This is a genomic window from Pseudomonas sp. MF6747, from assembly GCF_963890955.1.
GTDB lineage: Bacteria > Pseudomonadota > Gammaproteobacteria > Pseudomonadales > Pseudomonadaceae > Aquipseudomonas.
Map to the genome: position 1 here is coordinate 240,249 of NZ_CAWPSZ010000034.1, position 13,076 is coordinate 253,324.

10 protein-coding genes are annotated in these 13,076 nt (G+C 62.5%); all 10 read right to left on the reverse strand.

Annotation, left to right across the window (positions count from 1 at the left end; translation table 11 throughout):
• Window positions 1-15 precede the first annotated feature (15 nt).
• A complete protein-coding gene (pdeM, locus tag AACW30_RS23295; protein ID WP_119738777.1) occupies window positions 16-666 on the reverse strand; it encodes a ligase-associated DNA damage response endonuclease PdeM in 651 nt (216 codons plus the stop codon).
• On the reverse strand, window positions 666-3,146 hold the full coding sequence (locus AACW30_RS23300) for a ligase-associated DNA damage response DEXH box helicase (RefSeq protein WP_200623537.1): 2,481 nt from the start codon (window positions 3,144-3,146) through the stop codon (window positions 666-668). Before AACW30_RS23300 ends, pdeM begins: the two co-directional genes overlap by 1 nt.
• Before the next feature lie 57 nt (window positions 3,147-3,203).
• The gene (locus AACW30_RS23305; RefSeq protein WP_106577143.1) at window positions 3,204-3,968 is read right to left on the reverse strand and encodes an ABC transporter ATP-binding protein; all 765 of its coding nucleotides are present in this window, start codon (window positions 3,966-3,968) and stop codon (window positions 3,204-3,206) included.
• 13 nt (window positions 3,969-3,981) lie between these two features.
• Window positions 3,982-5,100: a succinylglutamate desuccinylase/aspartoacylase family protein gene (locus tag AACW30_RS23310; protein WP_169368394.1), complete on the reverse strand. Its 1,119-nt coding sequence runs from the start codon at window positions 5,098-5,100 to the stop codon at window positions 3,982-3,984.
• Between the two features lie 9 nt (window positions 5,101-5,109).
• Window positions 5,110-5,820, reverse strand: coding sequence for an ABC transporter permease (locus AACW30_RS23315; protein ID WP_106577141.1), 711 nt, complete (start codon window positions 5,818-5,820; stop codon window positions 5,110-5,112).
• Window positions 5,817-6,545, reverse strand: a complete 729-nt coding sequence (locus AACW30_RS23320) for an ABC transporter permease (protein ID WP_106577140.1) — start codon at window positions 6,543-6,545, stop codon at window positions 5,817-5,819. The genes AACW30_RS23315 and AACW30_RS23320 overlap by 4 nt, the downstream gene beginning before the upstream one ends.
• 59 nt (window positions 6,546-6,604) lie before the next feature.
• Window positions 6,605-7,384, reverse strand: a complete 780-nt coding sequence (locus AACW30_RS23325; protein WP_106577139.1) for a transporter substrate-binding domain-containing protein — start codon at window positions 7,382-7,384, stop codon at window positions 6,605-6,607.
• A 312-nt stretch (window positions 7,385-7,696) separates the two neighbouring features.
• Window positions 7,697-9,331, reverse strand: a complete 1,635-nt coding sequence (locus tag AACW30_RS23330) for an ATP-dependent DNA ligase (RefSeq protein ID WP_200623538.1) — start codon at window positions 9,329-9,331, stop codon at window positions 7,697-7,699.
• Complete coding sequence (locus tag AACW30_RS23335) at window positions 9,328-10,332, reverse strand: ligase-associated DNA damage response exonuclease (protein ID WP_106577137.1); 1,005 nt, start codon at window positions 10,330-10,332, stop codon at window positions 9,328-9,330. Before AACW30_RS23335 ends, AACW30_RS23330 begins: the two co-directional genes overlap by 4 nt.
• A gap of 201 nt (window positions 10,333-10,533) precedes the next feature.
• Window positions 10,534-12,975, reverse strand: coding sequence for a penicillin acylase family protein (locus AACW30_RS23340; RefSeq protein WP_124416623.1), 2,442 nt, complete (start codon window positions 12,973-12,975; stop codon window positions 10,534-10,536).
• Window positions 12,976-13,076 lie beyond the last annotated feature (101 nt).

A 13,076-nucleotide genomic window follows, 5' to 3' on the forward strand; every position in this document is an offset into this window, starting at 1 on the left:
GACATGGCCGGTTGTTCAGCACACCGGCCATACGTCCTCATCGCCGATTACAAAGATCTGCTGATCGTCGCGCTGCTCCACTGAATAACCCCCGGTAAAGGCGCCGAACGCCGGCAACAGGCTGATCCGCGACCCGAACTGAAAGCACGGCAGGCGCAAGCTCTGTCGGCCCCTGCCGCGCAGTCGATAGACCGGGTGCACATGCCCCGCCAGCACATGGTGGCTGGCATGCGCGTCTGGTTCGTGTTGCAGGGCGAACGGCCCCATCAGCAAAGGCTCCGGCACCACCTCGATGCCCAAGTCGGCCGGTGGGTCGCCTGCGCGTTTGTCGTGATTGCCACGAATCAGCGTCAGGCCAAGGTCGCGATTGTGCTCACGCCACGCTCTCAAGGCGCTCAGGGTGCCGCTGGCGTGAGAGCCGGGGCCATGCAGGAAGTCACCGAGAAAGATCACCTGCTCGCACGGCAAGGCCGATAACAGCCGGTCCAGGCGTTGCAGGTTTTCAGTCGTGGTGCCTTGGGGCACGGGTTGCCCAAGGCTGCGGTAGGCGGAGGCCTTGCCAAAATGCACGTCGGCAATCAGCAAACACCGACGCGAGGGCCAGTACACGGCCTTTTCCGCCAGCAACCACAGCTCTTCTCCCTCAAGCATTACCGAACAATGCATCAGCGTTTCCCGTTATCAGCGACTTTTTCCAGGTCTTTGACCATCCGTGCAATGCGCTCCGAGAGTTTCTCCGAACTCATGCTCTCGCGCATCCGCTCAACCAGCAGTGGGAAGGCCAGCGGTGTAGGCCGTTCGATCAGGTGCAAGTCCAGTTTCAGCGCGGCCAGATGGCGCAATGTCTGTTCCAGCCGACGAATATCCAACTCGTCACGCAGGACTTCTTCCCCGGCCTGGGTCAGCAGCAGGTTCTGCGGGTCATATTGCTTGAACACTTCAAAAAACAACCCGCTGGAGGCCTGAACCTGCCGCGTGCTTTTTGGCGCCCCGGGGTAACCCGCGAACACCAGCCCGGCGATGCGCGCGATCTCGCGAAAACGTCTAAGGGCCAATTCCCCGGCATTCAAGCTGGCTATGACGTCGGTCAGCAAATTTTGCGGACTCAATAACGCTTCGTTCAGCAGTAATGGCCAATCCACCGGCGTGGCACTCAACAGCTCCAGCCCGTAATCATTCACCGCGATTGAAAAGGTCACCGGCTGCTGTTGGCTGACCCGCCACGCCAGCAGGCTGGCCAGGCCCAGATGCACTTGGCGTCCGGCGAAGGGGTAAAGAAACACGTGCCATCCTTCCCGCGACTTCAGGGCTTCGGCCAGCAAATGCGTGCGAGTCGGCAGGCCCGACCAGCGCAACTGGGTTTGCAGCAAGGGTTGCACCGCCTGCATTTCCGGGCCGTCGAAATGCCCGTGCGCCGCCGCATCAAACCGTTCGACCACCGCCTGCGCCAGTTCGTTGGAAAGCGGCATGCGCCCGCCATTCCAGCGCGGCACGGCGGCTTTTTTCGCGGTGCTGCGACGCACGTAAGCCGTCATGTTTTCCACGCGCACCAGCTCCAGCAAACGCCCGGCAAACAGGAAACCATCACCGGGTTTGAGCCGTGCGATAAAGCCTTCCTCGACACTGCCCAGGTTCTTGCCGCCGCCGCCCTTGCTCCAGAATTTCAGCTGGATACTCGCGTCACTGACGATGGTGCCTACGCTCATGCGATGGCGCCGCGCCAGGCGTGCATCCGGCACTCGCCACACGCCGTGCTCGTCGGGCTCCACGCGGCGGTAATCCGGGTAAGCCGTCAGCGACAATCCGCCATGGCGCACAAACCCCAGCGCCCAGGCCCAGTCGGCTTGCGTGAGGTCACGGTAAGCCCAGGCACCGCGCACTTCCGCCAGCAGCGCATCCGGCGTAAAGCCTCCGCCCAGCGCCATGCTCACCAAATGCTGTACGAGCACGTCCAGCGGCTTGTAAGGCGATTCACGGGCTTCGATGCGCCGTTGGGCGATCGCGTCTTGGGCGGCCGCCGCTTCCACCAGTTCCAGGCTGTGGGTCGGCACCAGCGTCACCCGGGACGGCCGCCCTGGCGCGTGGCCGGAGCGTCCGGCGCGCTGCATCAGGCGCGCCACGCCTTTGGCCGAGCCGATTTGCAGCACGCGCTCCACCGGCAGAAAATCCACCCCCAGGTCCAGGCTGGAGGTGCACACCACCGCCTTGAGCTGGCCGTCTTTCAAGGCTCGCTCCACCCAGTCGCGCGTTTCGCGCGAGAGTGAGCCATGGTGCAGCGCGATCACTCCCGCCCAATCCGGGCGCGCCTCGAGCAACGCCTGGTACCAGATCTCCGACTGCGCCCGTGTGTTGGTAAACACCAGGCAACTGCTGCTGGAATCAACTTCGGCGACGACTTGCGGCAACATCTTCAAACCAATATGCCCGGCCCAGGGAAAGCGCTCAGTGGTGGGCGGCAACAAGGTATCGACCTGCAGCGTTTTGGCCGTTTGCCCCTGCACGTTGATCCCGCCACCTTGTGGGACCAAAACCTCCAGTGCGTGAGCCTGATTACCCAACGTCGCCGAAATTCCCCACACCATCAGTTCCGGATGCCACCGCCGCAAGCGCGCCAGCGCCAGTTGCAGCTGCACACCACGCTTGTTGCCGATCAATTCATGCCATTCATCCACGATGACCATGCGCAGGTGCGCCAGGCTCGATTCACTGTCGGCACGCGCCAGCATCAACGTAAGACTTTCCGGCGTGGTAACCAGCGCGGTGGGCTGGCGGCGGGTTTGGCGGGCGCGTTCGCTGCTGCTGGTATCGCCGGTGCGCAGGCCGATGCTCCACGGAATCTGCAAGACCTCCAGTGGCGCTTCAAGGGCGCGTGCAGTGTCGGCGGCCAATGCGCGCATGGGTGTAATCCACAGCACGGTCAGCGGCTCAGCCGGCGGTTTGCGTTTGCCGGTGGCGGGCGGGCGAGTGATGGCGAAGCGATTGAGGGCGGCAAACCACAGTGCATAGGTTTTACCCGCGCCGGTGCTGGCATGCAGCAAGCCTGACCGACCCTGCTTGACCGCCGCCCATACCTCTTTCTGAAAGGCGAACGGTTTCCAGCCCTTGGCGGCAAACCAGTGTTTTGCGAAGTCGAGGGGTTTTGCCATGGGTGGGCTGACGCTCTGGAGGCTCTCATTCAGAGACCCTCCAGGCGCCGCAAAGGTTTACTTCAAATTGCCGCTCAAAAACTGCTGCAGGCGCTCGCTCTTCGGATTGCCCAGCACATCCGCAGGCGCACCTTGCTCTTCCACCAGGCCCTTGTGCAGGAACAACACCTGGCTCGACACCTTGCGCGCAAAGCTCATCTCGTGGGTGACCATGATCATGGTGCGGCCTTCCTCGGCCAGCCCCTGGATCACCTTCAATACTTCACCGACCAGCTCCGGGTCGAGGGCCGAGGTCGGCTCGTCGAACAGCATCACCTCCGGCTCCATGGCCAGGGCGCGGGCGATGGCCACGCGTTGCTGTTGGCCACCCGACAGGAACGCCGGGTATTGATCGGCCACGCGCGCCGGCAAGCCCACCTTGTCCAGGTAGCGACGGGCGCGGTCTTCGGCGTCCTTCTTGCTGCAACCCAGCACCCGGCGCGGGGCCATGGTGATGTTTTCCAGCACGCTCATGTGGCTCCACAGGTTGAAATGCTGGAACACCATCGCCAGCCGCGTGCGCAGGCGTTGCAGCTCGGCGTCGTCGGCCACGCGCATGCCGTGGCGGTCACTGACCATTCGGATTTGCTGGCCGTCGAGGGTCATCGCGCCGTCGTTGGGGGTTTCCAGAAAGTTGATGCAGCGCAAAAAGGTGCTTTTGCCCGAACCGCTGGCGCCGATCAAACTGATCACATCACCGGTCTTGGCCTTGAGCGAGACACCTTTGAGCACTTCATTGTCGCCATAGCTTTTATGCAGGCCTTCAACGGTCAATTTGTACATGGGGCGTGCATCCTCAAGGCGAAAGTAGGTAGCCGCTGCGGTAGGCTTCATGACCTGCGACATGGCTGATCACCATGCCGGCAGTGGCCATGCGCCGCAGCGAACGGGCGTAAAGCAGGCCGGCGTTTTTACAGTGCACGGGCGTTACGCGGTCAGTAAGGGGGTCGATGATTTCGGCGATCAATTGCCCGGCTTCCAGGTATTCACCGGGCAGGGCGCTAAATACCAGCAAACCGCCAACTGGCGTGGTCACAGGCTCGACGCCCGCCAGTGGGGTGGCCGGGTAGGGCAAGGCAGGCAATGGAGCGGCGGTGCCTTCAATCGCGCCGAAGTGGATCAGATAATCGATGATCGCCTGGCAGTCGAGGCGGGCCAGGCCATGGTTGACGTCGCCCTGGCCGCGCAGCTCGACGGTCACCGAAAAGCTGCCCATGGGAATCGGGAAGCGCTCGCCGAAGCGTTGCTGCAACTGCCACCACACCAGGGTGAAACACTCATCGAAGGACTGCCCGCCGGAGTCGGTGGCAAGCAAATTGGCTTCCGAGCCGATGTAGCGTGCCAGCGGCTCCACCTGCGGCCAGGCCTCGGGCGTGGTGTACAGGTGCGCCACGGCTTCGAAGTCGCAATGCAGGTCGAGCACCATGTCGGCCTCGCAGGCCAGTCGTTGCAGCACCAGGCGTTGGGATTGCAACTGGGTGTCGGCCGCTTGCCGGGCGAGGGCAGTGGACAGCGCGGCACGGATCAATCGGGCGTTGTGCTGCGCGTCATCTCCCAGCAAATACTCGACCTGGTTACCGACCTCTTCACTGAGGTCGACAAACCGGCGGTTGAAATTCTGTCCGCTTTCCAGCTCGTAGCGGCCCAGCGGAATATCCATCAACACTTGCTCCAGGCCCACCGGGTTGGCAATCGGCACCAACACGATTTCGCTGCGCAGCCTGCCGGCCGCCGCCAACTCGGCCAGGCGGGCCTTGAGGTGCCAGGCCACCAGCATGCCCGGCAGTTCGTCGGCATGCAGCGATGACTGGATGTAGACCTTGCCTTCAGCCTGTTCCGGGCCGAAGTGGAAACTGTGAATCTGCCGCGCCGTGCCTGGCACCGGCGCGATCAGATCATGTACCTGATGACGCATGACAACTCCTTAATGACTCGGCCCGAGAAAGGCCAGCCAGCGGCGCTCCGCCAGACGAAACAGCCCGACCAGCGCAAAGGTCACGGTCAGGTAGATCAGCGCAGCGATGCCGAATGATTGAAAGGTCATGTACGTGGCCGAGTTGGCGTCCCGGGCCACCTTGAGAATGTCCGGCACCGTCGCGGTGAACGCCACGGTGGTCGAGTGCAGCATCAGGATCACTTCGTTGCTGTAGTACGGCAGCGAGCGGCGTAGGGCCGACGGCATGATGACGTAGGCATACAGCTTCCAGCCTGTGAGGCCGTAAGCCTTGGCCGCCTCGACTTCACCATGCGCCATGCTACGGATTGCCCCGGCGAAAATCTCGGTGGTGTAGGCGCAGGTGTTCAGGGCGAAGGCGAGGATGGTGCAGTTCATCGCATCCCGAAAGAACGCATCCAGCACCGGTTGCGCCCGTACGGCCGCAATGCTGTAGATCCCGGTGTAGCAGATCAGCAGCTGGATATAGAGCGGCGTGCCACGAAACAGGTACGTGTAAAACTGCACCGGCCAGCGGATGTAGCGTTTGCGCGACACGCGGGCGATGGACAGCGGGATCGACACCACAAAGCCAATCACCAGCGCCGCGCTGAGCAGCCACAGGGTCATTGCCAGCCCGGTGATGTGCTGGCCGTCGCTATAAAGGAAGGGCCGCCAGTATTGCTGCAGAAGTTCGATCATCGCACGGCCTCCCGGGACCCAGCGGAGTAGCGGCGCTCAAGCCAGCGCAGGACGACATTGGACGCGCTGGTGATCAGCAGGTAGATCAACGCGGCGATGACCAGGAAGTAAAACAGTTGGTAGGTGCTCTTGCCGGCGTCTTGAGCCGCCTTGACCAGGTCCGCCAGGCCGATGATCGACACCAGCGCCGTGGCCTTGAGCATCACCATCCAGTTGTTGCCGATGCCTGGCAGGGCAAAGCGCATCATCTGCGGGAAGGTCACGAAGCGAAACCGCTGCCCGCGCGTGAGCCCGTAGGCGGTCGCCGCTTCCAGCTGGCCCCGCGGCACGGCGAGGATCGCACCGCGAAAGGTCTCGGTGAAGTAGGCACCGTAGATGAAGCCCAGGGTGATAACCCCGGCGCTGAATGGGTCGATCTCGATGTAGTCCCATTCCATAAAGTCGGTAAAACCGGTCAGCCAGATTTGCAGGCTGTAGAAAATCAGCAACATCAGCACCAGGTCGGGCACGCCGCGAATCAAGGTGGTGTAGAGCTGGGCGGGGACGCGGATCAGGCTGACGCTGGACAGTTTAGCGCTGGCGCCGAGCAAGCCGAGCAGGACGCTGACGGCCAGGGAGGCGACCGACAGTTTCACCGTCATCCACGTACCTTGCAGCAACAGCGGGCCGAACCCCTTCAAACTGAAGGCACTCAGCCCCAGGGTTTGTAAAAGATCTTCAAACATGAATTCAGGACCTATGGCGATAAAAAAGCGCCCACCTGAAACAGGTGGGCGCCAGGGTGTTATTTACCGCTGTACAGGTTCAGATCGCCGAAGTGTTTCTTCTGGATGGTGGCGTAGGTGCCATCATCGTGTAACGCTTTGATACCTTTATCGAGCAAGGCCTTGAGGTCTTTGTTACCTTTTTTGATACCGACCGCCGTTTTGGATGGCAGCAATGGGTCGTCGATGGCCTTGCTGACTTCGTAGTCAGCGCCTGCCGGCGACTTCAAAAAGCCCAGTTCGGCTTGCAGCATGTCTTGCACCGAGGCGTCGAGACGACCGGACGTCAGGTCCGCATACACCTGGTCCTGGTTGGCGTAGGCCTTGGTGGTCACACCGGCTTTGTCCAGCACCGCCTTGGCGTAGGCTTCCTGGATGGTGCCTTGCTCGTAGCCCACGGTTTTGCCCTTGAGGGACTCAGGCGTGGAGAAGTTCGCGCCCTTTTTGAACACCAGGGACGTCGGGCCGGAGAACAGCTCGTTAGAGAAGTCGATCGCCTTTTCACGGGCTTCGGTCACGGTCATCGAGGAAATCACGCCGTCGAACTTGTTGGCGTTGAGGCCCGGAATCATGCCGTCGAAGTCACTTTCAACCCACTTGCACTTGACCTTCAGCTCGGCGCAGATCGCATTGCCCAGGTCGATATCGAAGCCTACCAGGCTGCCGTCAGCGGCCTTGGATTCGAACGGCGCGTAGGAAGGATCGACACCAAAACGCAATTCCTTGTATTCCTTGGCTGTGGCAACACCAGCAGCCATGCACAGAGCCAGTGCAGAAAGGGTCAGCAATGCTTTTTTCATTATGTAATCCCTGGAAACCAAGATAAGCGCTTGTGGCGCGTTTAGGACTGTTACTGAACGGTGTCAGACGGATCACAAGTAGCAATTTCTGCACCATAGTTCCGAATGACTGTTTTAAAAGGTGGGATAAGGGAGTTGAGAGTGTAGGAGATGCCCGAAAATGGGCATTGATTTTTCAGTGCACCATTTTGGATCTTGACGCGAATTAAAACGTTGGTGCGGGCTTGCTCGCGAATGCGGCGGGTCAGTCAATTCCTCTGTCACTGGCCTACCGTATTCGCGAGCAAGCCCGCTCCCACAGGAGGACCTAGTTCAGGTCAGCAGGTCCTGCAGCGTGGCCAGGTTGTCCGCCTCGTCCACCGCCTTATCCTGGCGCCACCGCAACATTCTGGGAAACCGCACCGCAATCCCGCTCTTGTGGCGCTTGGACAGGGCAATGCCCTCAAAGCCCAGCTCAAACACCATGCTCGGCGTCACGCTGCTGACCGGCCCGAATTTCTCCACCGTGGTTTTGCGCACAATCGCGTCGACCTTGCGCATTTCCTCGTCGGTCAGGCCGGAATAGGCTTTGGCAAACGGTACCAGCGTGCGTTCGGTGCCGGGCGGGCCATCCCACACTGCAAAGGTGTAGTCGCTGTACAGGCTGGCGCGACGACCATGGCCACGTTGGGCGTAGATCAACACCGCGTCGACGCTGAACGGGTCGACTTTCCATTTCCACCACACGCCCATGTCCTTGGTGCGGCCCACGCCGTACAGCCCGTCCTTGGCCTTGAGCATCATGCCTTCCACGCCCAACTGGCGCGACGCCTCGCGTTGGTGCGCAAGGTCTGCCCAAGAGGTCCCCGTCAGCGAAGGCGATGGCAGCAGCACAGGCTGGTTGCACTGAGCAATCACCTGCTCGAGTTGGGTGCGGCGTTCGGCCTGGGTGTGATTGCGCCAATCGTCGCCCTCAAACTCCAGCAGGTCGTAGGCGAGGACGGCGACCGGAGCATCCTCAAGCACCTTTTTGCTCAGGGTCTTGCGGCCGATCCGCTGTTGCAGCAGGGCGAAAGGTTGCACCGCGTCCTTCCACACCACGATTTCGCCGTCGATCACCGTGCCATCCGGCAAGCCGCTGACTAGGCTGTGCAGTTCGGGAAAACGCTCGGTGACCAGCTCCTCGCCCCGCGACCAGACCCACAGCCGGCCTTCACGCTTGACCAGCTGCGCGCGAATGCCGTCCCACTTCCATTCCACCTGCCAGTCGGCGGGGGAGCCGAGCAGGGCGTCGAACTGCTCCACCGGCTGCGACAACCCATGGGCCAGAAAAAACGGATACGGTTGCCCGCCGCGTTGCGCGTGTTCGTCGGACGATTCGGCAGCGATCAGCTTGAGGTAGCCTTCAGGCGTAGGGCGATTGGACAGGTCGGTGTAGCCCACCAGGCGTTGCGCCACGCGCTTGCTGTCGAGGTCGGCCATCGCGGCGAGGGCGCGGGTGACCAGCAGTTTGGACACGCCGACGCGAAAGCTGCCGGTGATCAACTTGATGCAGACCATCAGGCTCGGCTGATCCAGTTGGGCCCACAGCGCGGGCAGGCGTTCGGCGAGTTCCAGAGGCGGCAAACCACGCAGGGGCAGCAGCTTTTCTTCGAGCCACACCGCCAGGCCATCTTGCGAGGTGTAGGTGGATTCGGGTAACAGCAGGGAAATGGTCTCGGCCAAATCGCCGACCGATTGGTAGCTCTCTTCGAACAGCCATGGCTCGATGCCCGAGGCTTGGGTGGCCATGTCGCGCAGTAAACGGGTGGGCACCAGTTGCCGAGGTCGCCCGCCGGACAGGAAGTACACCGCCCACGCTGCATCGTCGGGCGGGGCTTGGCGAAAATACGCCTGCAACGCGGCGAGCTTGGCATTGCTGGACGTGGTGGCGTCGAGGTTGGCGTACAACTCGGCGAAGGCTTTCATGCGCTGGCCTCCTCTTCGTCATCGCCGTATTCGGTAGTGAAACCCTGGGCATCCAGGCCTTTTTCCCGCAGGTGACGCACCAGAACGCCGACAGAACCGTGGGTGACCATCACCCGCTCGGCGCCGGTTTGCTCGATGGCCCACAACAGCCCCGGCCAATCGGCGTGGTCCGAGAGCACAAAGCCGCGGTCCACCCCGCGGCGCCGCCGCGTACCGCGCAGGCGCATCCAGCCGCTGGCGAACGCGTCGCTGTAGTCGCCGAAACGCTTGATCCAACTGCTTCCGCCTGCGGACGGCGGGGCGATGATCAGCGCTTGGCGCAGCAACGGGTCGGTCTTTTTGAAGTCGCCGGCATAAAGGGTTTCGGGGATGTAGATGCCGGCTTCGCGGTACACCCGGTTCAAGGGCTCGACCGCGCCATGGCTGAGGATCGGGCCAATGCTGGCGTCGATGCCATGCAGGATGCGCTGGGCCTTGCCGAACGAATAACAGAACAACACGCTGGCCTTGCCGGCGGCGATGTTGGCCTGCCACCAGTCATTGATCCCGGCGAAGATCTGCGCCTGAGGCTGCCAGCGGTAGATCGGCAGGCCGAACGTGGATTCGGTAATAAAGGTGTGGCAACGCACCGGTTCGAAGGGCGCGCAGGTGCCGTCGGGCTCGACTTTGTAGTCGCCGGAGGCGACCCAGACTTCGCCCTGGTATTCCAGCCGCACCTGGGCTGAACCCAGCACGTGCCCGGCAGGGTGAAAACTCAGGGTCACACCGTGGTGCACGAGTTGTTCGCCATAGGCCAGGGTTTGCAGGTTGATGTCCTGGCCCAGGCGCGAGCGCAAGATGCCTTCACCGGGCGCGGCGGCCAGGTAGTGCTGGTTGCCGGTGCGGGCGTGGTCGCCGTGGGCGTGGGTGATGACCGAGCGCTCCACCGGCCGCCATGGGTCGATATAAAAATCTCCGGCGGGGCAGTAGAGGCCTTCGGGCCGGGCGATGACAAGGTCCATGGGCGTGCCGGGGGCGATGGGCTTATCAGGTATGAGGGGACGGTGGGGCGAGAAGTTCTATCGGAATGCATAAGGTCAATGTGGGAGCGGGCTTGCTCGCGAAGGCGGTGGTTCAGCCAACTATTGAGTGACTGATCGACCGCCTTCGCGAGCAAGCCCGCTCCCACATTTTTGATCCGGTTTCTTCAGTGAGAAACCGGGTTACTTGCCAGGCGTCAGGGTCAACCGGGTCTTGCCGTACACCTTGTCAAAGTTCTGCGGCTGCATCGGGAAGCTCAGGTATTGCGCCTTGAGCGACGGGTCGATGCCGTTCGCATAATTCGGGCTGGCCGGGTTGCCGGACTGGCCAATGCCGCCCTGGCCCATCATCGGTTCGATCTGGCCGAAGTCGACAATCATGCGCAGCGCCGGCACCTGGGTGGTGGTGAAGTCCTGGCCCCAGCGGTAGGGCGCCGGGTTCAGGGTGTTGTGGTCGCCGCCGCTGGCGAACGGCCCGCGAATCACCTGGCCGTTGGTGTTTTTCCACGTGGTGGTGTGCAGCTTGCCCCACTGCCAGGCCTTGTGGTCGCCGCCCAATTGGCTGTCGCCGGCCGTGATCGCGGCGGCCAGGCTGCGGGCCAGGATCGCCGGTTTGTCTTCTTTTTGCGCCGTGCGCACGTCGTCCCAGAACGGGCTGTCTTCGCGGCCCAGCAGGTGGTCGGCGCTGGCGGAGTAGGACAGGTTGGCGTTGCTGATAAAGGCTTTCCAGCTGGCGCTGTTTTCCGGGCCGAGTTCGTCGAGGAAGATCTGCTTGGTGCTTTCCTGCAGGAACAGCTCGTAGATCGCCGCGTCGGCAGACGTTGGCGCCAGCCGGCCATCAAACGCCATCAGGCGATTCAGCGCCTCGCGTGCCTTGGCCGCGTCAGCCGCCGGTAATGCATCAATCGCCTGTTTCAGCGGTTGGGCCATGCCTGGCGCCTGGAACATGGTCTTGAGTTTGGCGGCAAAGAGGGTGGTCTGGTCGTACTGCATGGCGATCATGCTGCGGCTGTCATGCTTGCCGGCGTTGGCCAGCTGCGCCAGGCGTTCGCTGCGCTCCGGTGCATCCCAGGAGTTGGACAGCTGCATGCCATAGCCGCGTGGCGCGGTGCGCTGGTTGGCGGTGCCGATCCAGCCTTGGGCCGGGTCCTGATCGTAGGGGTGCAGCATCGCGTCGGCGTAACCGTCCCAGTCAAAGCGCGCGTCCCAGCCCGGCGACGGCAGCAAGCCCTGGCCTTCGCGGCGGTTGGGGAAGCGGCCGGTGACTTGCCAGCCGATGTTGCTGGCGTCGGCGAAGATCATGTTCAGGGCGATGGCGCGGATTTCCCTGGTCGCGTCCGACGCCTTGCCGGCGTTTTGCGCACGGGACAGGTCGAAAAACGCGTCCAGGCTCTTGTCGTCCTTGAAGTCGGCGGTTTGCAGGGCCAGGCCGAAACCGCTGGTCAGCGCCTGGCTGCTGTTGAGCAGGGCGCCGTGGCGAGTTTCGTAGACCACTTCACGCAGTGGCCGCTGGCCTTTGGCGAAGTAGGTTTCGTTGCGCACGGTGGCCGGCAGCCATTTGCCGTTGTTCTCGTAGTACAACGCGTTGCCTTGGCGTTTGACCTTTTCCAGGAACAGGTCCTGGGTGTCGCCCTTGACCGCGCTCATGCTCCACGCGACTTTGCCGTTGAAGCCCGACAACAGGGTCGGCAGACCGGCAATCGAGGCGCCGACTGCCTGGTATTTGGGCGCACGGATCTGCACGTAGTTCCACGGCGACGGCGCTTGCGGCTGGGCGGCAAGGTCGCTGGCCAGCAGGCTTTTGCCGCTGCGGCTGCGTTGTGGGCCGATGGCCCAGTTGCTGGAGGTGGTGACCGCCAGGGCGTTGAGGCTGCTCAACTGCTGGCCGACACTTTCCAGGCCCGCAAGGCCGGTGATCTGGCCCAGGTTCACGCCCTTGAGCTTGTCGGCCTCGTCCGCCGGGATTGGCTCATCCGGCGCACTTGGCGTGAGCCAGGCGAGCTTGTCGACGCCGACTTTCTGCGCCAGCACCAACGAGGAGAGCTCTTCTTGCAGGTTGCTCGATTCGCTGAAATTCAACAGGCAGAACAACAGCGCCGAATCTTCCGGTTTCCAGTACTCGGGCTTGTAGCCGGTCTGGGCGAGGTCCGGCGGTAGCTTGTCGCGGTAGCGGAACAGGTAGGCGTTGACGCCCCGCGCATACACTTCAAAGAAGCGCTTGAGGCGCGGCGACGAAGCGTTGTACAGCTCGCCGGCGCTTTTTTTCAGGTTGACCGCGCGCATGAAGCGGTCGACATCCAGCACTTCTGGCCCGGACATTTCCGCCAGACGGCCCTGGGCCAGCAGGCGCAATGTGACCATCTGGGTGATGCGGTCGCTGGCGTGCACGTAACCGAGGCTGAACAGCGCGTCATGGAAGGTGTTGCTTTCGATCAGCGGCATGCCTTGGGCATTGCGGCGTACCGAGACATTCTGGGCCAGGCCTTTGATCGGCTGCACGCCGGCAACGGGTGGCAGGGTGTCCTGGGTGCTCTGGAGCTGGCAACCGGCCAGGCTTAATGCACTGGCCACTGCCGCGGCAACGCCGAACCGGGGAAGAAAATGTGAGAGGGCTGGCGAGGCCATGGCAAAGCTCCTGCGGGGGGTAGCGTCATTAAAGGCGCTACGTTAGTGAGCGCGGCGAAACGACGCAAGCAGGAGTTTGAGTCTTGCGCAAATCAACTGTG